24 protein-coding genes are annotated in these 23648 nt (G+C 71.8%); 8 read left to right on the top strand and 16 right to left on the bottom strand.

The window, feature by feature from the left end; genetic code table 11:
• From LBW97_RS10965 to LBW97_RS10915, 11 genes are all read right to left on the bottom strand, one after another.
• Nucleotides 1–465, bottom strand: coding sequence for a TadE family protein (locus LBW97_RS10965; RefSeq protein WP_224499418.1), 465 nt, complete (start codon nucleotides 463–465; stop codon nucleotides 1–3).
• Nucleotides 466–472: 7 nt separating this feature from the next.
• Nucleotides 473–658, bottom strand: a complete 186-nt coding sequence (locus tag LBW97_RS10960; protein ID WP_224499417.1) for a hypothetical protein — start codon at nucleotides 656–658, stop codon at nucleotides 473–475.
• A 40-nt stretch (nucleotides 659–698) separates the two neighbouring features.
• Nucleotides 699–1613 (bottom strand): type II secretion system F family protein, encoded by a 915-nt coding sequence (locus LBW97_RS10955; RefSeq protein WP_040339416.1) that lies wholly within the window; start codon nucleotides 1611–1613, stop codon nucleotides 699–701.
• Nucleotides 1610–2515 (bottom strand): type II secretion system F family protein, encoded by a 906-nt coding sequence (locus LBW97_RS10950; protein ID WP_200491653.1) that lies wholly within the window; start codon nucleotides 2513–2515, stop codon nucleotides 1610–1612. Before LBW97_RS10950 ends, LBW97_RS10955 begins: the two co-directional genes overlap by 4 nt.
• Nucleotides 2512–3912 (bottom strand): CpaF family protein, encoded by a 1401-nt coding sequence (locus tag LBW97_RS10945; RefSeq protein ID WP_040339418.1) that lies wholly within the window; start codon nucleotides 3910–3912, stop codon nucleotides 2512–2514. Before LBW97_RS10945 ends, LBW97_RS10950 begins: the two co-directional genes overlap by 4 nt.
• Nucleotides 3902–4699, bottom strand: a complete 798-nt coding sequence (locus LBW97_RS10940) for a hypothetical protein (protein WP_207147024.1) — start codon at nucleotides 4697–4699, stop codon at nucleotides 3902–3904. The genes LBW97_RS10945 and LBW97_RS10940 overlap by 11 nt, the downstream gene beginning before the upstream one ends.
• 22 nt (nucleotides 4700–4721) lie before the next feature.
• A complete protein-coding gene (locus tag LBW97_RS10935) occupies nucleotides 4722–5408 on the bottom strand; it encodes an SAF domain-containing protein (RefSeq protein WP_224499416.1) in 687 nt (228 codons plus the stop codon).
• Nucleotides 5408–6349, bottom strand: coding sequence for a hypothetical protein (locus LBW97_RS10930; protein WP_051515983.1), 942 nt, complete (start codon nucleotides 6347–6349; stop codon nucleotides 5408–5410). Before LBW97_RS10930 ends, LBW97_RS10935 begins: the two co-directional genes overlap by 1 nt.
• Nucleotides 6343–7014 carry a hypothetical protein gene (locus tag LBW97_RS10925; protein WP_040339419.1) on the bottom strand — a complete coding sequence of 224 codons (672 nt, stop codon included), beginning with the start codon at nucleotides 7012–7014 and terminating at the stop codon, nucleotides 6343–6345. The genes LBW97_RS10930 and LBW97_RS10925 overlap by 7 nt, the downstream gene beginning before the upstream one ends.
• Nucleotides 7015–7127: 113 nt before the next feature.
• Entirely contained in the window at nucleotides 7128–7580 is a 453-nt protein-coding gene (locus LBW97_RS10920; protein ID WP_040339420.1) for a helix-turn-helix transcriptional regulator, read from the bottom strand.
• A 488-nt stretch (nucleotides 7581–8068) separates the two neighbouring features.
• Complete coding sequence (locus LBW97_RS10915; protein ID WP_051515984.1) at nucleotides 8069–8920, bottom strand: hypothetical protein; 852 nt, start codon at nucleotides 8918–8920, stop codon at nucleotides 8069–8071.
• A 1494-nt stretch (nucleotides 8921–10414) separates the two neighbouring features.
• Here LBW97_RS10915 and LBW97_RS10910 point away from each other — a divergent pair.
• From LBW97_RS10910 to LBW97_RS10895, 4 genes are read left to right on the top strand one after another with little or no spacing between them, the layout of a single operon-like run.
• Nucleotides 10415–10681, top strand: a complete 267-nt coding sequence (locus LBW97_RS10910; RefSeq protein ID WP_224499415.1) for a metal-sensitive transcriptional regulator — start codon at nucleotides 10415–10417, stop codon at nucleotides 10679–10681.
• 21 nt (nucleotides 10682–10702) lie between these two features.
• A complete protein-coding gene (locus tag LBW97_RS10905; protein ID WP_040339423.1) occupies nucleotides 10703–11008 on the top strand; it encodes a rhodanese-like domain-containing protein in 306 nt (101 codons plus the stop codon).
• Between the two features lie 59 nt (nucleotides 11009–11067).
• Nucleotides 11068–12447 carry an MBL fold metallo-hydrolase gene (locus tag LBW97_RS10900; protein ID WP_200491651.1) on the top strand — a complete coding sequence of 460 codons (1380 nt, stop codon included), beginning with the start codon at nucleotides 11068–11070 and terminating at the stop codon, nucleotides 12445–12447.
• Nucleotides 12448–12503: 56 nt separating this feature from the next.
• Nucleotides 12504–14663 (top strand): MMPL family transporter, encoded by a 2160-nt coding sequence (locus LBW97_RS10895; RefSeq protein ID WP_200491650.1) that lies wholly within the window; start codon nucleotides 12504–12506, stop codon nucleotides 14661–14663.
• A gap of 894 nt (nucleotides 14664–15557) precedes the next feature.
• Here the strand turns inward: LBW97_RS10895 and LBW97_RS10890 are convergent.
• The 3 genes from LBW97_RS10890 to LBW97_RS10880 all read right to left on the bottom strand — a co-directional run bounded on the left by LBW97_RS10890 (nucleotide 15558) and on the right by LBW97_RS10880 (nucleotide 17320).
• Nucleotides 15558–16409 carry a cytochrome c oxidase assembly protein gene (locus LBW97_RS10890; protein WP_166518253.1) on the bottom strand — a complete coding sequence of 284 codons (852 nt, stop codon included), beginning with the start codon at nucleotides 16407–16409 and terminating at the stop codon, nucleotides 15558–15560.
• On the bottom strand, nucleotides 16406–16825 hold the full coding sequence (locus LBW97_RS10885) for a DUF2243 domain-containing protein (protein WP_224499414.1): 420 nt from the start codon (nucleotides 16823–16825) through the stop codon (nucleotides 16406–16408). The genes LBW97_RS10890 and LBW97_RS10885 overlap by 4 nt, the downstream gene beginning before the upstream one ends.
• Before the next feature lie 78 nt (nucleotides 16826–16903).
• On the bottom strand, nucleotides 16904–17320 hold the full coding sequence (locus tag LBW97_RS10880; RefSeq protein ID WP_200491647.1) for a hypothetical protein: 417 nt from the start codon (nucleotides 17318–17320) through the stop codon (nucleotides 16904–16906).
• Between the two features lie 817 nt (nucleotides 17321–18137).
• On the opposite strand from LBW97_RS10880, the gene LBW97_RS10875 reads away from it, so the two are divergent.
• Genes LBW97_RS10875 through LBW97_RS10865 form a run of 3 tightly spaced genes read left to right on the top strand, consistent with a single transcriptional unit; the run spans nucleotide 18138 to nucleotide 20145 of the window.
• Nucleotides 18138–18890, top strand: coding sequence for a GntR family transcriptional regulator (locus LBW97_RS10875; protein ID WP_051515985.1), 753 nt, complete (start codon nucleotides 18138–18140; stop codon nucleotides 18888–18890).
• Nucleotides 18891–18916: 26 nt separating this feature from the next.
• Complete coding sequence (locus tag LBW97_RS10870) at nucleotides 18917–19270, top strand: rhodanese-like domain-containing protein (RefSeq protein ID WP_200493006.1); 354 nt, start codon at nucleotides 18917–18919, stop codon at nucleotides 19268–19270.
• The gene (locus tag LBW97_RS10865; RefSeq protein WP_224499413.1) at nucleotides 19267–20145 is read left to right on the top strand and encodes a sulfite exporter TauE/SafE family protein; all 879 of its coding nucleotides are present in this window, start codon (nucleotides 19267–19269) and stop codon (nucleotides 20143–20145) included. The genes LBW97_RS10870 and LBW97_RS10865 overlap by 4 nt, the downstream gene beginning before the upstream one ends.
• Nucleotides 20146–20309: 164 nt before the next feature.
• Here LBW97_RS10865 and LBW97_RS10860 read toward each other — a convergent pair whose 3' ends face one another.
• Nucleotides 20310–20891, bottom strand: coding sequence for a TetR/AcrR family transcriptional regulator (locus LBW97_RS10860; protein WP_040339429.1), 582 nt, complete (start codon nucleotides 20889–20891; stop codon nucleotides 20310–20312).
• Between the two features lie 62 nt (nucleotides 20892–20953).
• Between LBW97_RS10860 and LBW97_RS10855 the strand changes: the two genes are divergently transcribed.
• Complete coding sequence (locus tag LBW97_RS10855) at nucleotides 20954–22138, top strand: cytochrome P450 (protein ID WP_200491641.1); 1185 nt, start codon at nucleotides 20954–20956, stop codon at nucleotides 22136–22138.
• A gap of 57 nt (nucleotides 22139–22195) precedes the next feature.
• Here the strand turns inward: LBW97_RS10855 and LBW97_RS10850 are convergent, their stop codons facing one another.
• On the bottom strand, nucleotides 22196–23386 hold the full coding sequence (locus LBW97_RS10850) for an NAD(P)/FAD-dependent oxidoreductase (RefSeq protein ID WP_200491640.1): 1191 nt from the start codon (nucleotides 23384–23386) through the stop codon (nucleotides 22196–22198).
• Nucleotides 23387–23648 lie beyond the last annotated feature (262 nt).

Genomic DNA, 23648 nt, shown 5'->3' with positions numbered 1-23648 from the left:
TCATGGCGTGGGCCGTTCCACGGGGCCAACGGCGCTCTGGGTGACCGCCCACCCGGACAGGCCGGGGAAGAGGCTGATCGACGTGCCCGTCACGGTCACTTCGATGCTGCTCGGGGAGCCCGCCACGGTCACGTCCCGGCCGGTGAGCAGATCCTCCGCGGTCTGGTCGAGGAAGCCTTCGGCCGCCGACTGGGCGCGTGCGGTCGACGCGGGCTGCACCCGACCCTCGCGGGCGCCTTCCTGGGCCGCGCCCAGGGCGACCGAGCGGGCGTAGAACCACAGGGCCGCCTGGATCAACGTCATGACCAGCAGGAGCACGACGGGGAACGTGACCGCCAGTTCCACCGACGCCGCGCCGCGTTCCCCTGACAGCTGCCGGCGCGCCACGCCGCTGGTCCGGCGGCCACGGACGTGGCACAGCCGGGACAGCGGTGTGGGGCCGCGTGAGCTGGCGGAGCGGGCCACGGGCGGGCTACTGGATCTCGGCTGAGCGGGAGGTGACCGCGTTGGCGATGATCGCGACCAGCGCGACGGCGATGCCGATCAGAGCCACCGTGATGATCACCTGCTCCACCGACAGCGAGCCGCGTTCCGGCTCGCCCCGCAGATCGCGGAGCCGGTCGCGCAGTGCTGCGGCGAGGATGGTCAGGGTGGTCATCAGCGGCATCATCGGACTCTCCTTCTGAGGGGCATGGCGGTCAGGTGGCCATCAGTCGGGCCAGGGCGGGATAGAGGAAGAGCAGCAGGAAGGCGATCGACAGCAGCGCCACCGGGGCGGTGAGCTTCTCGCTGGCGGTGTTGGCCGCCGCCTCTTCGTCGGCCAGCAGCTGGACGCGCAGGGACTGCGCACGGGCCCGGAGCGTCGGGGCGATCGACGCGCCCTCCTGGGCGGCAACCGCCGCGATGTCGGCGACGTCGGCCAGCTCCCCGACACCAGAATCCGCGGCCAGCCGGCGCAACCCCTCCCACGGTGGGTCGCCTGCGAGCCGGGCCGTGACCAACGCGTCGCTGATGCGGCCGAACACCCAGCCGTCGCCGATCGCGGCGGCACGCTCCAGAGCCATGGTGGGGCCCTCGCTGGCGTCCCGGCGGAGGCTGACCAGGTCGAGGTAGGAGCAGAGCGCCCGGCGCATCTGGCCGCGCGCCTCGGCGGCCTGGTCCCGCACGACCAGGTCGACGACGAGGAACAGGCCAACGGCCAGCGCTAGCGATCCGGCCACCGGAACCACGACCGGCAGGTGGACGCCGACGATGCCGAGGACGGCCGTGAGCAGCGGCACAAACGCCGCGCCGAACAGAGCCATGCCGATCTTGCGGACGGCGTACCCCGCCGGCGTCCAGCCGATCAGCGCCAACGCCGATCCCGGCGCCTGCAGACCGGTCGTGGGCAGCCGAGCGGCGGCCCACGACCCGGTCCGTCCTGCCGCCTGCGCCCAGCGGTCTCCCACCTCCCCGACAGGTCGCACGGAACCGATCGGGGCGCGCCCGTCCAACCGGGCCAGCGCGTCGGACAGCCGCGGCTGCTCGATCACGAGCGCGGTCCGTAGCAGCAGGAACAGCCCCAGCCCGACGGCTGCGCCGCAACCGATGAGGAGTACCTGCGCCGCGCTCACCGGGCCGGCACCTCCTCCGGGTCCCGTGCCGCCCCGCCGCGCGTCGTCGGGTCGACGAGGAAGCGGACCGTCGGCGCCGCCGCCGTGAGCCGGCGCATCCACAGCAGGCAACCGACCATCAAGGCGGCGATGACGGCCAGCACCAGCTGCCCGAGCGCGGTGCCGTAGGGAGCCAGGTAGTCCCCGTTCAGGGCGGCCAGCCCGGCGGCGGCGACGGTGATGAGCAACAGCCAGCGCGCGTTGGCCCGGGGCTTGGCGCGGTCGGCCTCCACCTTGCGGCGCATGGTGACCTCCTCGGTGAGGCTGTGCGCCAGCTCGGTCAGCACCCGGGCCAGCCCCGGACCGCGCAGCTCCGCACCGAGCAGCAGGGCGGCGACCACCAGATCACCGGCGGCGTCGTCCAGGTCGTCGGCGAAGGCCAGCAGCGCACGGGACGTGGACCAGCGCGCCTGCAGCCGGGCAGCCAACGTCGCGACCTCGACCTGGATCGGCTCCGGTGCGGTTCGCGCCGAGCGGATCAGCGTCTGCTCCAGCCCTCCGCCGGCGGCCAGGACATCGGAGGTGCGCCGCACCCACTCCTGCAACGCCTCGAGCCGCTCCACCGCCGCATTCCCGGCGGAGAACTGCGTCAGCAGCCACGGCACCCCGACTACCGCGAGCCCGGCCAGGACCCCGCCGACCGGCCACCCCGAAGCCAGCCACACGACAGCGGCCGCTGCTGCACCCGCCGCCCACAGCGCTCGCTGCCGGCGCGTCGTAGGCCCGTCGGCCCACGCCGCCGGGCGGCGTCGGCGAGGAGGCCGCGCCGGCCGCTTATCGGCGGTGAGCGCATGCGCGGCGAGGAGGGGGCCACCGACCACCAGCGCGCCGCACACGCCGGCCAGCAGCACCACGCCGGTCACCGCCGTCCCCCGGTGGCGCTTGCCCAGTGCTCCTGGCCGGGGCGGAGCCAGCCGGGATCGAAGCCGACCCGCACGTAGTCGGCCAGGTCGACCGGATCGTGCGCGGGCGTCGCCCGCCCATCCGGCCCGGCGGCGAAGACCTCCGTGACCGCCGGTCGCCCGCCCTCCCCCATGCCGTTGCACTCCACGACCTGGCTGACGAAGCGGTGCCGCTGCCCGCCGATCCACCGCTCGTCAACCGTGGTGATGTGCACGATGAGGTCGATCGCCGAGGCGCAGGACCGGTAGGCGTGCTCGGGGGTGACCGAGCCCCGGCCGCGCATGCACAGGTTGGCCAGTCGTTCGAAGGCGTGGTGGGCCGACCGGGCGTGCAGGGTGCAGGCCGAACCACCCTCGCCGGCCTCCATGACCTCGATCAGCGGCCAGGCCTCCTCGCCGCGGACCTCGCCCAGCCACACCCGGCTGACGTTCATCACCAGGGCGTGCTCGACGAGTTCGGTCAGGGTCACCTCCCCGAGGCGACGTCCGTCCGGGCCGCGCTCGCCGGTGCCCTCGCGCGCCTCGAACGGCACCACCCGAGGGTGGCGGTCGGGCAGCTCGTGCAGCAGCAGTTCGAAGTGCTTCTCGATCGTGGCCAGGTTCTCCTCGATCGGGAGTTCGTTGGCCAGCGCCCGCAGCAGCAGGGTCTTGCCGGCGCCCTGTCCGCCGGTGACCACGATGTTCTTCCGGGCCCGCACCGCAGCGCGCAGGAACTCGGCCAGCGGCTGGTCGATCGCGCGCAGCCCCACCATGTCGTCGAGGTCGACGTCGCGGATCCGGTGCCGCCGGATCACAAGCTGCGGGCGGGGCACGGTCTCGATCACCGCGGCCAGCCGGGAGCCGTCAGGGAGGCGCATGGTCAGCAGCGGGCTGGCCGTGGTCAGCGTGCGCTCGGCGCGGCCCAGCCGGGCGGCGATGTGCTGCAGCTGCCGGACCAGGTCCTCGTCGGAGTCGGCGATCGCGTCGACGCGGACGTCGCGGCCGTCGGCGTAGCCGATCCACACGTTGTCGAAGCCGTGCGCCTCGATGTTCTCGACCTGCGCATCGTCGACGTAGGGCTGCAGCCGGCCCAGCCCGAACTGGGCGGCGAACACGGCCTCGGCGATCGCCAGCTCCTCGTCCGGGGACGGCACCGCCTGCCCCGCGCGCATGCGCTCTCGGACCAGCGCGTCCATGCCGTCCTGGATGAGCGTGCGAGCCAGCTCCTGCTCCGCGGCCGAACCCAGGGAAGGACGTCGCTTGAGCTCCTCGGCGAGCGCGGTCGCCGTCGTCTCGTGCAGTCGGCGCACCAACGGCCAGTCGACCTGCGGCCTGACGGCGGGCAGGGACCGCCCCAGGTCGAGCTGCTCAGCGGACATGCTCGTGTCCGATCGGGTGCACCGGTGCGGGGACCTGGGCCGGCGGGCTGAGTATGGCCTCGTGCCGGGCGGCGAACTCTGCGACGCGGGCGGCGACCTCCCGCGCCCCTCTCAGCAGCGCCGATTGGTGGAAGGAGCGACCGGCCGGTACGCCGTCGCTGAGCACCGACGCTGCCTTGTCGTCGCGGGGCAGCGCGCCGAGGACCGGGATGCCGAGAGCGTCGCCGATCTCGCGCTCGCCGTAGGGCTCCCCTGCTGCGACGACGACCGCGGCGAGCGCACAGACACCCGCCCCCGATGCTGACTCGGCCTTCAACGCGGCGACCGCGTGGGTCGCGGCGCGCACGGCGCGCAGCGACGACCGGGACACGACGATCACGGCGGCCGCCCGCCGGACGGCGTCCCGGGGGAAGTGCTCGGCGCCGAGCCGGCCGCAGTCGGCCAGCGCGTCCGTCGTGCCGCCGTCGATCGCGGCGAGCGCCCCGGCCAGGCGGTGCCAGTCCACGTGCCGCGCGCCGATGGGGTCGGTCAGACCGGGCAGCAGCCGCACCCGCGCGCCGGCGTCCAGTTGCAGCAGGTGCGCCTCCAGGTGCCGTGCCGGTCCGCCACGCCGCGCCGCCAGCTCCAGCTCGGCCAGCCCGCCTGCGGAGACTTCGCCGCGGCCGTAGCCGGCCAGGACGTCGCCGCCGGCCGGATCGAGCTCGGCGAGCACCGTGCGGCGGGGCCAGGACAGGGCGAGGGCGAGCGCGGCGGTGGTCACGCCGGGGGCTCCCTTGGCCGAGGTCATCGCGATCAGCACGGTGGGTCGCCTACTCCCCTGCGACCACGACGAGAGCGACCAGCCCGGCGGCTGCGCGGGCTGCCACGTCTGGGCCGTCGGCTTCGTCGACGAGGACGTCGACGACACGCCGCCCGTCCGTGCCCGGCTCCCCTGCGCGGACGACGGTGGCCGCCACGGTGACCGAAGAAGCGGTGGGTGCCGCCTGACCTTCGGTCGGCAGAGGCACCAGCAGCACGTCGTCCCCCGGTCGCAGCGGCGTGCCCGGAAGCTGCACGGCCGGCAGTCCGATGCCGACGAGTTGTTGACCGGGCGGAGGAAGCCGCTGATCGGTGGTCGCGTCGCGGGTGAGGAGTGTTCCGGGTAGGAGGTCTGCTGTTGCTGTTCGGCCGATGACCCGCTCGCGGTCGGTGTACGGGACCGGGGACAGGGCCGGGTCGGCGGCGATGCGTGCCTCCACGAGATCGGCAGCGGTGATCGTCTGCCCCCAGGCGACCGGCTGAGCGACGGCGATCACCGACGTCGTCTGGCCGAGCGAGGTGGCGAGGTAGGCGGCACCGAGTGCACCGAGCACGACCATGGCGACCGCCAGGGCCAGCAGGGCGGGGCGCCGGCGGCGTCGTGGTGGCGGGAGCACCGGAGCCTGGGGCAGTGGTGGGGGCACCCAGCCGTTGCCCTCGACGACGTCGTCGGTGGGGGCTGTCCGCATCCTGGCCATCAGCGCTCCTCGGCCTGGTTGAGCACGTGGAGCTCGCCGACGAAGAGCTCGCCGGTCGAGGACAGCTGCACCGTTTCGGTGCCGGTGCGACCTCCACCGGACCAGGTGACCGTCCACGTGGTCGTAGCGGTGATCGGCCACGGTCCGCCGCCGGGCACGTGGTTGGCCGATGCGCGGTCATAGGTGTGGCCGCAGTCCGGGGAGGGGCCGTCGGCACCCGGGGAGTGAGGCGTTCCGAGGCCGCAGGTGACGGTGGTCCCGTCGCCCATGTCCCAGGCGATGCGGGAGACCACGCCGGTCGCTTCGACGGCGACCGGCCCTTCGGTAGCGGAGCGCGTGATGGGTCCGGAGACGTTCTCCGCGCGATCGGTCCACATCCACATCGGGAGGCCGACCAGTCCGCTGGCCGACGCCTGCGGGGGTGCGGTGCGCAGTAGCGGCGGCTGCAGTTGCATGGCGGCGATGGCGCGCTGTGCGAGGACCTCGGGGTCGATGACTGCGGCCGGTGGCCCGCGACGCCAGGCGATCCCGGTGGCCGTGGAACCGAGCGAGCCGCCGTCCGCCGCACCGCAGTTGGCGATGTAGAGGGCACCGCCGTCCCCTGGCGTATGCCCTTCCCACAGCGGCGAGCCGGGAGGGGGTTGGGGGTCCATCAGCTTGAGGTAGCAGCCGCTGGATGACTCATACCAGCCAAGGTTGTCCTGGTAGCAGGGCACCGCAGCACCGTTCGACGAGGTGCACTCGGACGGTGCCGGCGCCGCAGCCCGGGCGGGGACGGTGGAGGGCGAACTGGGCACGGCCGGCCGGATGTCCTCGATGTAGCAGAAGCCGGAGGGCAGGCAGATCTCCTGGGGCGCGGCGGTGGCGACCGCGGCCGGGACCTGGAGGAGGACGGTCGCCAGGACGCCGGCGGCCGCACGCGCCCAGGAATGGGTCAGCACGTCTCGTCCTGCACGTCGACGGTGGCGACCAACCAGCGGTCCTCGGGTGGCGGGTAGAAGACAACCGTGGCAACGGCGACGTGCGGCGGTCGATCGACGCTCACGACGTCACCAGTGGCCTTGACCGTGGCCGGGAAGTCTCGGGTGTCGACGCAGTCCTGGATCGTGACTGTGCGGAGGGTTCCGTCTGTGCCACCAGCAAGGTCGACAGCGAAGACGTCGGGCGTGTGGATCACCTCGCCGGTGTGGGCGATACCGCGATCCCGGAGAGCCGAGATCTCGAGCAGCTCGGCGGACCGATAGGGGTCTGCGGTCAGCTGCGCGTAGGCCGGCAGCCAGTCCTGCGTCGGGTCGCGGCGCGCATCCTGGACCAGCCGAGTCACATCCCGGTAGACGGCCATCGCCGCGTCGGCGGCCGCCGCCTCGTCAGGGTTCATCGACGGGCCCGAGCTGGTGGACGCCGCACTGGTCTCGGAGGCCGATGCCTGGGGCGAGGTCTGCTCCGTGGCTTCCCCGTCCGTTCCGCATGCGGCGAGTGCCAGCACCGACGCGAGAGCGACGATGCGGCCCCGTACCCCATCGACCGCCCGCGAAGCGGTGCCGTGCAGCGCGGCCGGCGAGCTCGCCGGTCCAGTCTCCAGGACCGCGCCGAGGCCAGCCGCCATCGCACAACGCGACTCTGACCTGCGGATCACGGGCGCCTCCCGGACGAGGTTGCGGGAAATTACCACCAAAGACCGTCAGAAGGGAAAGCCCCAGATCTCCAGTAATCCTCCGGTCAACCTCCAGTTGACGCCAAGGGCGCGTGGTCACGGCGCGCGCGACGGATCGCGGCCTGGACGCGGGACTCGTCCACACCCAGCAATCCGGCCACGGCATGGACGGCGTCCGCCGTCGGCTCGGTACCGGGCCTGCCGTCCTCCAGTCGCACGTACGTCATGACGGACACCCCCGGTGCGCCCATCTCGTTCGTCGCCAGGCCGGCCGCCAGCCGGAGCGCCGCCAGCGGTGGATCGTCGGGATCGACGTCGAGCAGGTGCAGCGGATCGATTCCCACCGCGGCGGCCAGTCGGGGCACGAAGCGGGGCCGCGGACGCTCCAGGCCTAGCTCCCACACGCGGACTCTTGCGGGGCTCGACAGCTCGAGGCGTTCGGCGAGGTCGTCCCGGCTCAATCCCGCGGACTCCCGGGCGGCCTGCAGGCGATCGCCTCGAAGCAGCGGCCGCGCCACGGCAGCCCCCCATCACTCGTTCGGTGGACACCCGTTCGTGGCGTAGGACCCTAGCGCTCACCGTCCGCCTCGGTCGCACGACACCTCATCGTCCGGCGCGGGGTACGCGGCCGACGAGCGTTCGAGCGCCAGGGCTGACCTTTGAGCAACCGTGGCGGCGGAGGGGGTCCGGTCCCCTGACGGCTTTCCATTCACTGGAGAACGTCTCCAGGCTTACAGCGGGCTGCGCAAGCCTCCTGGCACAGGGCTGGGAAGGCCCGGAGGACGGCCGGACCATTACCCCGGAGCTCCCGCGCGGCAGCCGAGGGCGCCTGCACCGTCGTGGCAGAGCATCGAGACGAGGTCTCAGCGACTGCAGGAAGACCGGGTTGGTCTTCGTAGCGCCCAGGGGTTGGCCGATCCGGCGGAACAACGTTTCCGCACGGGTTCGGCCACCTCATCGGGCGGTGGCCGTCGCTGGCGCCCGGCTTCCGAGGGGCCGTGACGGGTCACTCGCTCAGTGCGGTCACGAAAGTGAGCAGCGCCGCGTAGAGGGTGAGGCCGGTGAGGAACCAGCCGAAGCTGGACCTGCGGGTCGAGGGCAGCTCTTCCTTGAAGACGTTGAGCAGGATGGAGCCGCCCAGCAGAGCGGTGAGCAGCGCGACGACGAGGGTGCTGGACGGCGCGAACAGTGCCGCGACGGCCCAGCCGCCCAGGAGGGCAGCGGCCAGTGCCAGGCGTCCGCGGGCGGTGAACCGGGTCGGGTAGTGCTCCTCCAGGCCGCGGTCGGTGAGCACGAAGTGCAGGCCCATGGCGATGGTGAACAGGACTGCAAAGGCGATTCCGGTGCGGAGCCGGAGCGCCATCGTGTACGTGATCAGGGCGTTGTAGACCATGAACGAGGAGAGGTGGAGCAGGTACACGCCGCGGCTGGGCTCCGTCCCCGGATCGCGGTCGTCCTTCGTCGCCGTGCCGCCCTCCGGCGAGCCGGCGCCACCGCTGCTCCGTGAGACGGCGTGGACGGGCGCTGCGCGGTGCTGGCGATCGGCCAGTCGTTCCAGCCCGTAGAAGACGGTGAAGCCGAACAGCGCCACGAGGAAGATGCCGAGGTCCATCAGCGGTGTGGGCCGCACGACGTCGGACAGCGCCTCTCCGATGGCTTCGTTGCCCTCGGCGATCTCGGGCAGGAGGTGCAGGAACACGTAGGCCACGGCGAGCCCACCGGCGAAGGAGCCGGTGGCCCGTTCCGGGACGAGGGGGAGCTTGCGGATCCGCGGGGCTGCCAGGTGCAGCGCGGCGAGTGCCAGGGCGATCAGGAAGGCGCCGATCACGCTCTGCCCGGTGGTCAGCTCGACGTCCACAGCACATCCGTCCTGAGTCGCAGGTCGCGCGGCCGACGTCGCCGCCCACGCCCCCGGTGGAGCGCCACACGGACAACGGGTCCACCGGCAGGCGCCCCACTCATGCCCGGGCAACCGCCGACTACTCCCGCTCCAGCACGGACGGCCTCTGATCAGCGTGCCGGCATGCATGGCGGCGCACTGTGCGTGCTGCGGCTGATCCGTTCGTCCCGCCGAGTGCAGGGCCCGCTACCGGGTACCGGTCGCGGATGGCACTTGACGAGGACACTTTCCACCCCGGTCAGATGGTTCCCCGCAGCGGGATTTACCGCTGTTCGGAGGGACACGGCGACCATGCCTACGAGTCCACCGACGTCAAGGGGCACCGCTTCCCGCCGCTGCCGGACGGGTGCCGTGGAGAGGGCTGGCGGCTGGAGCGGGCGGCCGATCACCACTGAGGCCCAGCCAGCCGCCTCTCGTCGTCACGAGGCTGGGCCGACACCCCGCCGGCTCAGTGCCCACCCCTCAGTTGTCAGACCGGGTGGTGCGTGCTCCGCCGGGCGATGCACGCACGAGCCTCCACCCGTCGGCCGCTCAGTTCAGAGACGACTGCATGCGTACCCCGTCCCTCACAGCGGGGCCTGCCGGTCGCCAGTCGGGCGCACGGAGGGGCCTGGATGGCCTGAGAGGGTCATGCTTGGACATGGCCTAGCTGAGTAGCAGCACATCGGCGCACGACCGCCTCGCCGCGTCACTTGCGGGACCGGCGCATGGCCGGGATGAAGCGGGGGGTCGTCGCGGCGTATGACGGGTAATCCGGAAAGCGAGTGCTCATGAGGCGCTCCTCCCATCGTGCCTTGGCGGCCAGGAGCAGCGTGAGTGCGACCGCCGGAGCAACCCGACGACGGCCTGCGGTCAGGAGTCGACCGGCGCCCAAGAGGAGTAGGCCGCTGTAGATCGGATGCCGCACTCGCCCGAACATTCCATCGCGCCGAAGCTGCGCTTGCGTTGAAGGCAGCGGAGAGGGAGTGAGCGCCGGTCCCAAGCCGGCCGCGGCCACCCCTGCTATGACGAGTCCCGCCCCACTCATGACGCGACCGATCCACCGGAGGGTCCGTGGGTGGGGAGGCGGGCGGACGGGCCACGCGAGCCCAGTGAGCAGAATCGCTTGGGCGCTGACCGCCGCGACTGCCGTGCACGGTTGATGCCTTGAACGCTGGTCCATCGTCGACCCCTCCCCTCAGCCGCTCATCCCACCTCACGAGTCGGCGCGTGGCGAACCGGTCCCCCCAACGACGACCGGTCTCGAAACCGGTGCCGCGAAACATCCACCGGCTCGACAGGGAACCTCTCGAGACCCGGCTACCTGTTCGCCCTGAAGAGGGCTCGCGGTTCCGCCCACAGGCATACCCATGGACACGCACCGGTCAGCCCACGGCGAGGTTCGTATCGCGGAGGCGCTGAGCCGCCGCAAGGCCGGTTGCCGATACCCCCCGGGGTATGTACGGTAGTGCCGTGGACATCCCCCAGGGCGAACTCGCCGACGTCGTCAAGCGCCTTAAGCGCATCGAGGGCCAGATCGGCGGCATCGTCCGCATGATCGAGGACGGCCGGGACTGCTCCGCCGTCGTCACCCAGCTCGCCGCCGCCTCCAAGGCGCTGAACAAGGCTGGCTTCGCCGTCGTCTCCACCGGGATGCGCTTCTGCTCGACCAACGAGGACAGCGAGACCCGCGAGATCGACCTGCGCGAGCTCGAGCGCCTCTTCCTCTCCCTCGCCTGACCAATCTTTCTTGGAGTCACGATGACCCAGCAGATTCCCCAGCTCACTCCAGCTCAGGCCGCCGACCGCACCGAGGCGGTTCTGCTCGACGTGCGGGAGGCCGCCGAACTGGCCGAGGGCCGGATCGCCGGCAGCACCCACATCCCGCTGGGCCAGCTGCCCGCCCGCGTCTTCGAGCTCGACCGGGCCCGCCCAGTCATCACTGATTGCCGTAGCGGCGGGCGCAGCTCCCAGGCCGCGAAGTTCCTGGCAGGCCAGGGCTACGACGTCGCCAACCTCGACGGGGGCATGACGCAGTGGATCGCCGAGGGTCGCCCCACCGCCTGACGTCGTCTCCTATTTGCCACGCAGATACCCCTGCCCCGTACCGTACTGAGGAGCCTTCCGTGCAGATCGACATCATCGAGACCACCGGCCTCGGCGACCGCAGCTACCTGATCAGCGACGGCGGGATCGGCGTCGTGATCGACCCCCAGCGCGACATCGACCGCGTGCTGGCCCTGGCCGAGAAGCGGGCCGTCCGCATCGCGCTGGTCCTGGAGACCCACCTGCACAACGACTACCTGACCGGTGGCCTCGAGCTCTCCGGCCGCGTGGGCGCCGACTACGTCGTCCCGGCCGGTGACACCGTCGCCTACGACCGGGTGCCGGCCGCCGACGGGGACGTCCTCGATGCCGGCCCGATGCGGCTGCGCGTGCTGCACACTCCCGGGCACACGCACCACCACGTCAGCTACGTCGTCGCGGACGCCGACGGTCAGGTGCAGGCCGTGTTCACCGGCGGTTCCATGCTGTACGGCGCCACCGGCCGCACCGACCTGGTCGGTCCGGAGCACACCGATGAGCTCACCCACGCCCAGTACCACTCGGTGCGCCGGCTCGTCGACGAGCTGCCCGCCGGCACTCCGGTCTTCCCCAGCCACGGCTTCGGCTCGTTCTGTGCGGCCACCCCGACCAGCGGCGACTCCTCCACCGTCGGCGAGCAGGCCAAGGTCAACCCGGCCCTGACCCGGGACGAGCAGACCTTCGTCGACGAGCTGATCGCCGGCCTGACGGCGATTCCTGCTTGGTACAGCCACATGGGGCCGGGCAACGCCGCCGGCCCGGCGCCCGTGGACCTCTCCGCGCCGCGACAGGTCGACCCCGCCGAGCTGGCCGGACGGCTGGCCGCCGGCGAGTGGGTGATCGACCTGCGTACCCGCACCGCGTTCGCCGCCGGCCACCTGCCCGGGGCCCTGAACTTCGAGCTGGCCATCGCCAACTTCGTCACCTACGTCGGCTGGCTCATCCCATGGGGCGGACCGATCACCCTGATCGGCGAGACCGAGCAGCAGGTCGCCGAGGCCCGCCGCGAGCTCGTCCGCATCGGCATCGACCGGCTCGCGGGTGCTGCGATCGGCAGCCCCGAGGCCCTGGCCGCCGGCCGCGAGCTTGCCTCCTACCCGGTCAGCGACTTCTCCGGCTTGGCCGCGGCGCTGGGTTCTGACCCGAACCTTGTCGTCCTCGACGCGCGCCGCGACGACGAGCGCGCCGGAGGCGGCGTGCGCGGCTCCCGGCACATCCCGATCCACGACCTGCCCGGCCGCCTCGACGAGGTTCCCGACGGCGACGTGTGGGTGTACTGCGGCTCGGGCTACCGCGCCTCCATCGCCGCCTCGATGCTCGCTCGCGCAGGCCGCCGGCCCGTGCTGGTCAACGGCGGCTACGGCGATCCCGACGTCGGTGCGGCCGCCGTGGGTCTGCACGACGACTCCGCCGCTCGCTGACTCGGCGGCCGTCGCCGGCCGCCACCCACTCCCCTTCTGACGAAAGCGACTCATCCGTGACCACGACGGCGACCAGCCGCCAGCCCGACTCCGTATCCACGTCATTCCGCCCTGGCCCGCTCGGCCGGCTTGGGGTCTGGGTCACCGCCCACGCCAGGACGACGACCGTCGTCTGGCTGCTGCTCATCGTCGGCCTGGGCTTCTTCGCCCCCCGCGTCGAGGCCGCACTGTCCGGAGCCGGCTGGCAGGCCGACGGCTCCGAATCCGTCGCCGCCCGCGAACTCGCCGTCGACCACTTCGGCGGCAACGCCAGCTCGGCCATCCAGGTCGTCGTCCACAGCTCCGACGGCCCGGTGACCGAGGGCGCCGGGGCGGACGTCCTCGCCCGCGCCACCGAGCTCCTCGCCGGCGAGGATCGCATCGGCGAGGTCCTCCAGCCGCAACCCGGCGCGACACTCAGCCCGGACGGCAGCACCGCCGTCCTGCTCGCGGGCGCAGGCGCCGACACGAACGAGATGGTCCGGGCCGCCGACGACCTCAAGGGACCTCTGGAGGCGATGTCCACCGGGTCGGTGGAGGTCAACCCGACCGGCGCTTCGCTGCTGTGGTCGGACTTCAACGAGGCCAACCTCGACGCGATGCTCAAGTCGGAGATGCTGTCCTGGCCGGTGACCCTGGGCATCCTGGTGCTGGCCTTCGGCGCGCTGGTCGCCGCCGGGCTGCCCCTGCTGCTCACGCTCGCCGGACTGGTCGCCTCCGCGGGCTCGCTGGTCCTGATCAACGAGCTCGTGCCGGTCTCCATCTGGGCCATGAACTTCGCGATGATGTTCGCCCTGGCCCTCGGGATCGACTACGCGCTCTTCCTCGTGGTCCGCTACCGCGCGGCACGGATGGGCGCGGGCGCACCACCGGTGCGCGCGATCGCCGAGACCATGGACACCGCCGGCAAGGCCGTCCTGCTCTCCGGCGCGACGGTGCTCGTCTCCTTGTCGGCGGTGATGCTGGTCCCCTCGCCGTCGTTCCGGTCGATGGCCGGCGGCATCATGCTCGCCGTCGTCTTCGTCCTGGCCGCCACCCTGACGCTGCTCCCCCTGGTCCTGTTCAAGCTGGACCTGAAGATCAACCGGATCGCGCTTCCCTGGGTCCGCGCCGGAGAGCACCGCTCCCCGCGCTTCGCCGCGTGGGGTGAGCGCCTGTGGAAGCGACCGATGGTCTACGGCATCGGCTCGCTGCTCGTCCTGCTCGCCCTCGCCGCCCCGATCATCGGACTGAAGACGGCGATGCCCTCGATCAAGGTGCTCCCGGAGGACGCCAGCGCCCGGATCGGCTACGACCAGGTGCAGGAGGCCTTCGGCGAGGGGGCGCCCGGGACCCTGCAGGTCGTCGTGGACACCGCTGACGCCCCGACCGCTGCCGCCGTCCTCGGGGATGACCCCGCCGTCGCGGGTGTGATGCCCCCCATGCCGGCGTCGGACGGCACCGATCTGGCGATGATCCAGGCCGTCCCCACCGTGGACCCCTCGGACCCCGAGCTGTCCACGCTGGTCGACCGGCTGCGCGCCGACCTCCCCGACTCCGCCCTGGTCGGCGGCGCGCCGGTGGAGAACCTCGACCTCAAGACGCAACTGGACGAGTCCACGCCCCTGGTCATCGGGGTCGTTCTCGTGCTGGGCTTCCTGCTCCTGCTGGTCGCACTGCAGGCGCCGTTGATCTCGCTGCTGGGCACCCTGGCCAGCCTGCTGTCCACCGCCGCCGCGTTCGGCGTCGCCCGCCTGGTCTTCCAGGAGGGCATCGGGGCTGGCTTCTTCGGCTTCGAGAGCCAGGGCTTCCTCGACGCCTGGGCCCCGGTGTTCTTCTTCGCGATGATCTTCGCCATCGCCATGGACTACACGGTCTTCCTCCTGGCCAGCGCCAAGGAGCACTACGAGCGGACCGGTGACCCGCGAGAGGCGATGATCGGCGCCCTTGCACACTCCGGCCGGGTCATCTTCGCTGCAGGCGCCGTCATGGTCGCGGTGTTCTTCACCTTCGCCCTGTCCGGCCCCTTGCCGCCCAAGGAGATGGGGATCATCCTCGGCGTCGCGGTCCTGCTCGACGCCTTCCTCGTCCGACTCGTGCTGCTGCCGGTGATGCTCCGGCTCACCGGCGCAGCCGCCTGGTGGAGCCCGGCATGGCTCACCCGGGTCCTGCCGAACATCCGCTTCGCCCACGACTGATCCGGTGGCCGACGGCCGCCCCACTCACCGACAACGAGGAGATCCACCATGTGCCGAGCAGCCACCTGCAAGACCTGCGGCAGGACCACCTGGGCCGGATGCGGCCAACACGTCGACCAGGTCATGGCCGGCATCCCCAGCGCCGAGCGCTGCCCGGGCCACCCTCGCCCCGAGCGGTCCGGCGGCTGGCTGAGCAGGTTGATCGGGCGCTGACTCCACCCGCCTCCGCGCTCACCCACCGGGCGCAGTGCAGGTCTGTCCCTGACGGGCTGGGCGGTCTCCGGACCGTCCAGCCCGTTCCGCATGTCCTGCCACTCGGGCGGTCCGGTGCCCACGCCCTCGAACCTCGTCCGCGCAGCCCCCTGCGGCACGCCCTCGCCGAGGCAACGAGATGGTCGGGAGGGAGTCGGCTGACTGGTACCCCCACCGTCAGACCTGGGCCGTTCGACAGGTATGCCCGGGACCGCTCCTGCCAGGCCTGTTGCACTCGTCGGCGCCTTCTGCCTATTCTCGATCTGTGTACTGGGGATTTGCACCGGGTCGGCCCGCGTTCTGCGTGTGCCTTCTCGCGGTGACCCCGCTTTCGGTCGACGACCGGCTCTGTCCGGGCGGCACGCACTCCCGCTGAGGAAGCCACCCAGCGGCCTACCGCGCCCGCCCGCACTGCCCTGAAGGATTCTCGTTGACCCAGATCGCCGCGCCCCTGCCCTCACCCGCGCCGCTGCAGCCCGGCCTCACCGCGGAGCCGGCCTTGACGACCACGCCGGTTGCGAACACCCCCGTTCCGGCCGGCGAGTCACGCTGGCGGCGCCTTGTCGCTGCCGTCGCCGACACGCATCGGGCAGCCGTCCCCTTCTGACGACACGCGCTCCGCCGCGGCGAGGAGCCGCAGACTCACACAGCAGCGGGGGTGCTGGGGGCCGAGGTCGCTTCGCGCGCCAGAGAGCGTCCGGTGCGCCGATACCAGGCGGCGAACAGGGCGACGAGCAGCAGCAGGTCAGCGACGTGGCCCCCGTAGTACATGACCTGGGCCGCAGCCTCCACCTCCGCAGCGTCGTGCCCTCCGCCCACCGGGAGCACAGGAGCACGGGAGTACAGCAGCTTGGCCAGGAAGGCATGCAGGCCGCCGGCGACGACGACGACGGCCAGGCGTACCGCCATGCCTGGTCGGCGCGGAGCGGGATCGGGGCCGGCCACCGCCCAGGCGAACAGGTACCCGGCCAGCAGGAAGTGCAGGTGCACCAAGTGGTGCACCACCTCCGAGCGCGCGCTGAGGGCGTACAGCGGCGTCAGGTAGAGCAGGTACAGCCCGCCGACGCTCAGCACGGCGGCGGTGGCCACGTGGGACAGCGCGTGCAGCGCCCGGGATCGCAGCAGCACGGCCACCGGGCGCCGAGCGGACACGGGCAGCCCGGCGAGCAGCAGGGTCACCGGGGCGCCCAGCACCAGTGCGATCGGCGCGAACATCCCCAGCAACAGGTGCTGCGCCATGTGCCCGCCGGCCGTGCCGGCGTCGACCGCTGGAGACAGCGCGGCGCTGATCAGGCCGGTACCCAGCAGGAAGCTCGCCGTCCGTCCGCGGCTCCAACCGCGTCCGCTCCCCCGCAGCCGGACGACGCCGGCCAGGTAGCCGGCGGCGAGCACGGCGGCGACCAGCACTGGCAGGAGCCACGTGGCGGCGGCCGCGCCTGTCCCATGCGAGCCGCCGTGGGCGAGCACGGCGAGGGCTCCACTCGGCGTGCTCACCGCCGATCGGCCCCGGCCGGCCCCTCGTCCCGGGACCGCCACAGCATGATCGCGCCCACCGCCAGCAGCACCAGCGCAACGCCGTTCCAGGCCAGGTCGTACGGCAGCACATCAACCCCGTAGCGGATCTCGTGGAGGTCCAGGAGCTTGTGGTCGACGATCCCGTCGAACAGATGGAAGATGCCCAGGCCGAGCACGAAGCCGCCCCACGCCGAACGCCGCGCCAGCGTTCCGCGGCGGCGCAGGTCGGCGAACCAGAAGAATCCGGCGACCAGCAGCACGAGGTAGGCCGTCTGCAGCAATCCGTCCGACAGCAGGCTGATGTCAGGGGTGGACCGGTCGTAGAAGTGGTGCCAGCTCAGGATCTGGTGGAACACGATTTCATCGGCGGCGGCCATGATGGCGATGCCGAGCATGGTGCCGGTCCACACCGATCGGCGGCGGTCCGCCGCGACTTGTCGCGGGGCGGTGTCCGTCATACCCGTCCTCCTGCGTCAGTGGCTGGTCAGCCCACGCCGGGACTGCAGGGAGGGCTGGATCCACCGCTCCGCAATCAGCCCGGTCGTGACCGAGTAGATGGCCTTGTGCAGGATGTCGACGACGTGCTCGTTGCGGGGCCAGACCATCGGCGGGGCCCCCACCCCGGTGGTGTTCTCCAGCGTCTGGTCGGTCGACAGCCGCACGATGGTGTGCGCCGCGTGCGCCTGCGGGCCACGAAGCCCGACCGCAGCCCACACACCGCGCAAGGCCCCCAGCACGGCCCCGGTCCCGTAGTGCATCGCCCAGTTCCAGCCCGTCGGACGGTCGGCGTCGGTCGGATGGCGGCCCAGCAGCGTGAGCAGCGTCCGGGCGGGGATGTAGGAGTTCGGCCGGTGGGTGACGGCCTGTTCCAGCTTCTCAGCCGCCGTCATCACAGCCACCCCGAGCACGCCCGCGGCCGCGCCGCGGCCTGCTGCCGAAAGCAGTGCTCGGGCACGACTCGACTCGCTAGCAGTCACCATGGGGCTTCCTCCTGATCGGTCATCGCGGTCTTAGCCCCTCGGCGCGGATCTACACCGTCGTCAGGGACGCCGTCCGTACACGAGCGTGTCCACCGCGGTGCGGGAGTCGGTTGCCCGGTCGATGCGCTCGAGGCGCGATGCTCCAGCTCGCGACCGCTCCGCGCAGCAGCTCGCGGTGGTGGAGCACTCGGGTTCCTGCGGGCCACCGATGCCGCGGGCCAGGTTCTGCCCGGTCGTGCCCGAGGACCAGCAGGTGCCGGCCGGGCGGACGACGTCGGCCACCGTGCGAGGACGTCGACCAGCTGGGGGCGCGGAAGGTGCAGGTCCAGCACCAGGTCGAACTCCGCGGAGCCCAGATCGGCGGTCAGCACTTCCTCGACCCGCCACGTGAAGCGCCCCCTGGCGGCGCGCTCTCCTGCTCCCGCGCGAGCCGACGGCCGAGAAGCCGATCGCATCGACGCCCCCATCCCGCACCGGCCAGCCACAGCACCACCACGTTCCGGCAGCGCGTCGATGGGAATCACCTCGACCTGCACCGTGACTCGACCTGCGGATTGCACCTGTCCGGACAATTGGTGTAGACATGACCGTACACGTTCCGATGTGACGCGCACCCCCACGTCGGAGCCGGATCAGGAGACTTCTCGGCGGCACGGCAGGGAGCTTCATGACGGTCGATTCGGCGTCAGGCAGAAACGGAGCGGGGCGCCTGACGCGCACGCCGGGAATGCCGCTGTGGCATCAACTGCTCACCGACCTGCGCGCTCGGCTGGACCGCGGGGACTTCGCCGGCAGCTTCCCCGGCGAACTGGACCTGGTCGAGCAGTACGGCGTGAGCCGGCACACCGTCCGCGAAGCGCTCCGCCACCTACGGGCCGAGGGCGTGCTGAAGGTCTCCCGCGGCCGACGCGCACGCGTGGCAACGCCCGACACGGTGATCGAACAGCCGACGGGGATCGTCTACTCGCTCTTCGCGTCCGTCGAGGACACCGGGCTCGAGCAGCTGTCCGAGGTCCGCGCCCTCGACATCCGGGCCGACGGCGTCATCGCGCCGCGGCTCGGCCTCGAGGAGTCCACCCCACTGCTGTACCTGGAGCGACTTCGCCTGGCCGGCGGATCGCCGCTCGCGCTGGACCGTGTATGGCTGCCGGCCTCGGTGGGCGAACCTCTGCTCGGGGTCGACTTCCGCCACACCAGCCTCTACGACCAACTCCTGGCGACGACGGGCATCCCGGTCACCGCCGGCGAGGAGACGGTGCGCGCGATCATCCCCACCCCGGCCGAGCACCGGACACTGCACCTGCAGCCACCGTCGGCTGCGTTCGCCGTCGAGCGGGTCGGCATCAGTTCCGGCGTGCCCATCGAGTGGCGGCACACCGTGATCCGCGCCGACCGCTTTGCGCTCACCAGCGCGCTGACATCCGCCCACGGGACACCCGGCGGGCACGGAAGCCTGATGTTGACGCCTACGTACAGCTGACCTCCGCACCGGAAAGGACGCCGGACATGACAACTGCGAACCATCAGGACCGGCTCCCCGACGTCGACGCGCAGCGGGCCGAGGAGATGCTCGACCGCGGCGAGGCGCTACTCCTCGACGTCCGTGAGCCGCAGGAGTGGGCCGCAGGCCACGCCCCTCGAGCCCAGCACGTGCCGCTGGGCGAGCTGCGGCCCGAGTCCATCCCCGCCGGCCGGCCGGCCATCGCGGTCTGTCGGTCCGGCAACCGTTCGGAGACGGCCGCCGATCTGCTGGCCGCCTCCGGGGTGCCCGTGCACAACCTCGCCGGCGGGATGAAGGGGTGGGCCGAGGCCGGTCTGCCGGTGGTCACCGACAGCGGGCAGCCGGGCACGGTCGCGTGATCGCCGCCACGGCGATCGGGCTGGGACTGCTGATCGGGCTCAGCCTCGGCGCCCTCGGCGGCGGAGGCTCCATCCTGGCCGTGCCCGTGCTCGTCTACGTCATCGGGCAGGATGCCCGCACGGCCACGACCAGCAGCCTGTTCATCGTCGGCATCGCCGCCGTCACCGGGGCCCTCGGGCACGTGCGCAGCGGGCGGGTGCGATGGGGCGTCGGCCTCGCCTTCGGGATCGTCGGCGTCGCCGCCAGCCTCGCCGGCACCGCGGCCAACCGCCTCGTCGACGCGGACGTACTGCTGCTCGTGTTCGCCGGGGTCATCCTCCTGGCCGCTGCCGGGATGCTGGCCCAGAGCCGCAGCTCCACGAACTCCCCTCCGGAACGGCGGCTCGTGCACTCCGGCGTCGGCGCCGTCGAGGCCGCGCCGCGCGCGGGGGCCGAGGCCGAGCCCGAGGCCGCATCATCCGTCACCGGGGGCAGGCACACGGGTCGGCGGTGGACCGGCGCACAGGCCGGAAAAATCGTTGCCACCGGCCTGCTGGTCGGCTTCATGACGGGCTTCTTCGGCGTCGGCGGCGGCTTCGTCGTCGTGCCGGCCCTGGTCCTCGCCCTGCGCATGCCCATGCAGCAGGCGGTCGCCACGTCGCTGATGATCATCGCCCTCAACTCGGCCAGCTCCCTGCTGGCGCGAACCGGGTCCGCAGACTTCGACTGGTCCGTGATCGTGCCCTTCACGTTGGCGGCGGTCGCCGGCTCGCTGGCCGGAAAGAAGGTCGCCGACCGCCTGTCGGGTACCACCCTCACCCAGGCCTTCGCCGTGCTCCTCATCGCTGTCGCCGTCTACACGGGTACCGACAGCATCCTGGGCCTGGCCGGCTGATCGACCTGTCAGCGGTTGAACCCTTCCGGCGGCACTTCGGCTGGGGACCGAGTCGGATGGGCTCGCTTCTGCTCCGCCGTCAATGTTCACCGTGGCAGGGCGACCGGACGACCTGACCTACGACCCGGCGATCCCCCGGGAGAGGCGGTGGAGGCGGGTAGCAGTCAGTGGGCGCCGAGCCCGTCCAGCAGGACCGCGACGAGGGTGCCTGTGGCGTCGTCGACCCCAATTCTGCCGCCGGCAATGAGGTGCGACAGCCCAGTGACAGTCACAGCACCGAAGATCATCAGGGCGGCGGCGTCGGCGTCGGCGACCTGCGCAAGAGAGCCGTCAGTGGCGCCTTGGTGCAAGAGTTCGACCACGGGAGCGTGGTAGGCCGCCCGGATCGCGGCGGCCAGCGCAGGCACCCGACCGGCCCGGCCCAACTCTCCGGTCAGCGCGCGACAGACCGCCGGCTGCTCGGCCATCACCGCGAGTTGGGCACGAACGACGCCGACGAGCCTGTCGCGGGCGCTGCCCTCCCCCATCGCCGCGATGGCGACCTGATCCGCAATGTGACGGAGGACGTCCTGGAACAGGAACGCCAGGATCTCCTCCTTACCACTGAAGTAGTAGTAGAGGGTCGCCTTCGGCACGCCTGTGGCGGCCGCGACATCCTCGATCTTCGTGCTCTCGACACCCCGGTCGGCGAACAGCTCGGCGGCCGCAGGCAGCCGGGCGGCGATCTGGACCGGCACCGCACGCATTGACACTCCTCCCGATCTGCTGTTTAGACTGCGAGTACAAACTCCCGACGCAAGGGGTCACCATGCCAGAGACAGACCTCCGGTACGACCCCTTCGACCCGGCCATGCAGGACGACCCGTACCCCGTCTACGCGGACTTGCGCGCCACCCGCCCTGTCTACTGGTGCGCGCCACGGAACTGCTGGGTACTCAGTCGCTACGAGGATGTCAGCGCAGCCCTCCAGGACCCGACGACATTCTCTTCCGCTCGAGGCATCTTCCCGGCACAGGGCTTCGACCTGGCGGGCGCGTTCCTGCCGATGATGATCATGATGGACCCACCGCGGCACGACCTCCTGCGGCGTGTGGTCGCCAAGGCCTTCACGCCGCGCCGGATCGCCCTGCTCGAGACACCGGTGCAGCAGATGGCTGCGGAGCTCACCGAGCGTCTGGTCACCGCCGGCGGTGGCGACGTGGTGCGCGAGTTGTCCGGCCCGCTGCCGGCGATGGTCATCGCCGACCTGCTCGGCGTGCCGCGTGAGGACCGGGACCAGTTCAAGGCCTGGTCGACGGCGCTGGTGACCACCGACATCTCCGCGCCCGATCCGATGAGGTCGAACCTCGACGCCGCGGCTGCGCTCTACGAGTACTTCCGCCAGTTCCTCGACGAGCGCCGGGCGCGGCCACGACCGGACCTCATGTCGGCGCTGGTGACCGCGGAGGTGGAGGGCCGACGGCTCTCCGAGGACGAGCTGCTCGGCTTCTGCCTCCTGCTGCTGGTGGCCGGCCACGAAACCACCACGAACCTCATCTCCAACACCATCGCCGTCCTGGCCGAGCGGCCCGAGGTCATCGACCGGCTCGCGCGCGACCGCAGTCTTCTTCCGTCGGCCGTGGGAGAGATGCTCCGCTACGACTCCCCCGTCCAGGGCCTGTCGCGCACTCTCACGCGAGACGTGCTCCTGCACGACGTCCAGATGAGGTCCGGCGACACGGTCCTGCTGCTGTTCGGCTCCGCCAACCGGGACGACAGCGCGTTCCCGGACGCCGACCACTTCCACATCGACCGGGTCGTCGACAGGCAGCTCGCGTTCGGCCGCGGCATCCACTTCTGCCTCGGCGCCGCGCTCGCCCAACTCGAGACCCGATTGGTGTTCGACGAGCTGCTCAGCCGGACCCATGCCTGGCGGCTCGACACCGGCGCCGCGCCGGTCAGGTTGCGGTCAGGCCCCATCCGTGGCTACGGGTCGCTGACCATCACCATCTGACTCTCCCAGGCCGGGACGCTGCGGTGCTCGGCGGCGCCTCGACCGACATCCTGCTGTTCATCGGCCGGCGAAGGCGAGAGCGTCCTGCCAGGCGGTTCGCCAGCCGATCATCGCCCGGTACTTCATGATCTTGCCCGGCATGTTGAGCCCCAAGGTGCCGACGAGCAGGTCGTCCTGGCGGTAGAGGGCGAGCCATCGAGCGTCGTCGAGGTCCCCGATCACCGTGACCTCGTCGGCGGCGGTGATACCGACCATCTGGAGCTTGTCGCGGTACCAGTCCGACCAGAAGTAGGGGACGGCGCTGTACGGGGTGGCCCGAGCGGGAGCCAGAGCGTTGCGGGCGGCAGCGGCGCCCTGCTCGGCGGCCGACGTCCAGTGCTCGAGGCGCATCGTCCGGCCGAAGAGTGCGTTGTGCCAGCGCGCGACGTCACCCGCGGCGTACACCTCGGGGCCGGCACGCAAGGTCTCGTCGCAGACGACGCCGTCCTCCACGTGCAGTCCTGAAGCGATGAGCCAGTCGGTGACGGGGTCGGCACCGATGCCGACGACGACGAGATCGGCGGGCAGGACCGAGCCGTCGGACAGCGCGACACCTTCCACTCGACCCTCGCCTTCGAGCCCGGTGACGGAGACACCGCACCGCAGCTCGGTGCCGTTGCGGGCGTGCAGGTCTGCGCAGGCGGCTGCCATCTGCTCGCCGACGGCACGAACGAGCGGCAGAGGGGCCGCCTCGAGGATGGTGACGTCGACGTTCCGTTTGCGGGCGGCCGAGGCGACCTCGGACCCGATGAAGCCACCACCGACGACGACCATGCGGCGTCCGGCGTCCAGTGCCCCCCGGATGCTGCGGGCGTCCTCGACCGTGCGCAGGGTGTGCACACCGTCGAGCTGCTCGCCGGGCAGCTGCCGGGCCCGCGCACCCGTCGCGATGACCAGCCGCTCGTAACGCAGCTGCTCCTCACCACCCAGGACGATTTCCCGGGCATCGGTGTCGAGCGCGGTCGCGGGCACGCCGAGGCGCAGCTCGACGTCCAGGGCTCGCAGCTCGTCGTCGGTGCGGTGGTGCGGCATCGCCGGGTCGTCGCCCGGGTCGAGGAATGCCTTGGACAGCGGTGGCCGGTCGTAGGGCAGGTGCTCCTCCGCCCCGACGAGCAGCAGCCGACCCGAGTATCCGGCCTTGCGGGCCGACTCGACCGCACGCAGTCCCGCAAGCGAGGCGCCGACGACGACGAAAGGTGCTTCGGGCATGACTCTCCAGAGAACAGTCAGCGCTGGTGCGCCGAGACACAGCGCGCAGCAGCGGTCGGCGGTCACACGAGCCGGGAGCAGTGGAAGGCGCGACGGGCTGGTCGCCGCGCCCAGCGGTGGCCTGGAGCCCGCTCTCCCTTCAAGCCAGAGGGAGGCGGGATCAACCTGTGCGGTGATGGTCAGCGAGGCGTCGAGACCGAAGTCGGCCGAGATCGCCCAGCCGCCGGCTACGTGCAGGCCCGGGTTCCCGAAGACGTGGGAC

This window comes from Blastococcus sp. LR1 (assembly GCF_020166105.1).
Taxonomy (GTDB): Bacteria; Actinomycetota; Actinomycetes; order Mycobacteriales; family Geodermatophilaceae; genus Blastococcus.
Note: the sequence above shows the minus strand (reverse complement) of the source record. Positions and strands in the feature narration are given on the sequence as shown.

Coding starts and splice junctions, on each gene's coding strand:
- LBW97_RS10960 (WP_224499417.1), bottom strand. CDS start 658: ATGACCACCCTGACCATCCTCGCCGCAGCACTGCGCGACCGGCTCCGC.
- LBW97_RS10945 (WP_040339418.1), bottom strand. CDS start 3,912: ATGTCCGCTGAGCAGCTCGACCTGGGGCGGTCCCTGCCCGCCGTCAGG.
- LBW97_RS10940 (WP_207147024.1), bottom strand. CDS start 4,699: ATGACCTCGGCCAAGGGAGCCCCCGGCGTGACCACCGCCGCGCTCGCC.
- LBW97_RS10935 (WP_224499416.1), bottom strand. CDS start 5,408: ATGGCCAGGATGCGGACAGCCCCCACCGACGACGTCGTCGAGGGCAAC.
- LBW97_RS10925 (WP_040339419.1), bottom strand. CDS start 7,014: ATGGCGGCTGGCCTCGGCGCGGTCCTGGAGACTGGACCGGCGAGCTCG.
- LBW97_RS10905 (WP_040339423.1), top strand. CDS start 10,703: ATGACCCAGCAGATTCCCCAGCTCACTCCAGCTCAGGCCGCCGACCGC.
- LBW97_RS10885 (WP_224499414.1), bottom strand. CDS start 16,825: ATGCTCGGCATCGCCATCATGGCCGCCGCCGATGAAATCGTGTTCCAC.
- LBW97_RS10880 (WP_200491647.1), bottom strand. CDS start 17,320: ATGACGGCGGCTGAGAAGCTGGAACAGGCCGTCACCCACCGGCCGAAC.
- LBW97_RS10875 (WP_051515985.1), top strand. CDS start 18,138: ATGCCGCTGTGGCATCAACTGCTCACCGACCTGCGCGCTCGGCTGGAC.
- LBW97_RS10870 (WP_200493006.1), top strand. CDS start 18,917: ATGACAACTGCGAACCATCAGGACCGGCTCCCCGACGTCGACGCGCAG.
- LBW97_RS10860 (WP_040339429.1), bottom strand. CDS start 20,891: ATGCGTGCGGTGCCGGTCCAGATCGCCGCCCGGCTGCCTGCGGCCGCC.
- LBW97_RS10855 (WP_200491641.1), top strand. CDS start 20,954: ATGCCAGAGACAGACCTCCGGTACGACCCCTTCGACCCGGCCATGCAG.
- LBW97_RS10850 (WP_200491640.1), bottom strand. CDS start 23,386: ATGCCCGAAGCACCTTTCGTCGTCGTCGGCGCCTCGCTTGCGGGACTG.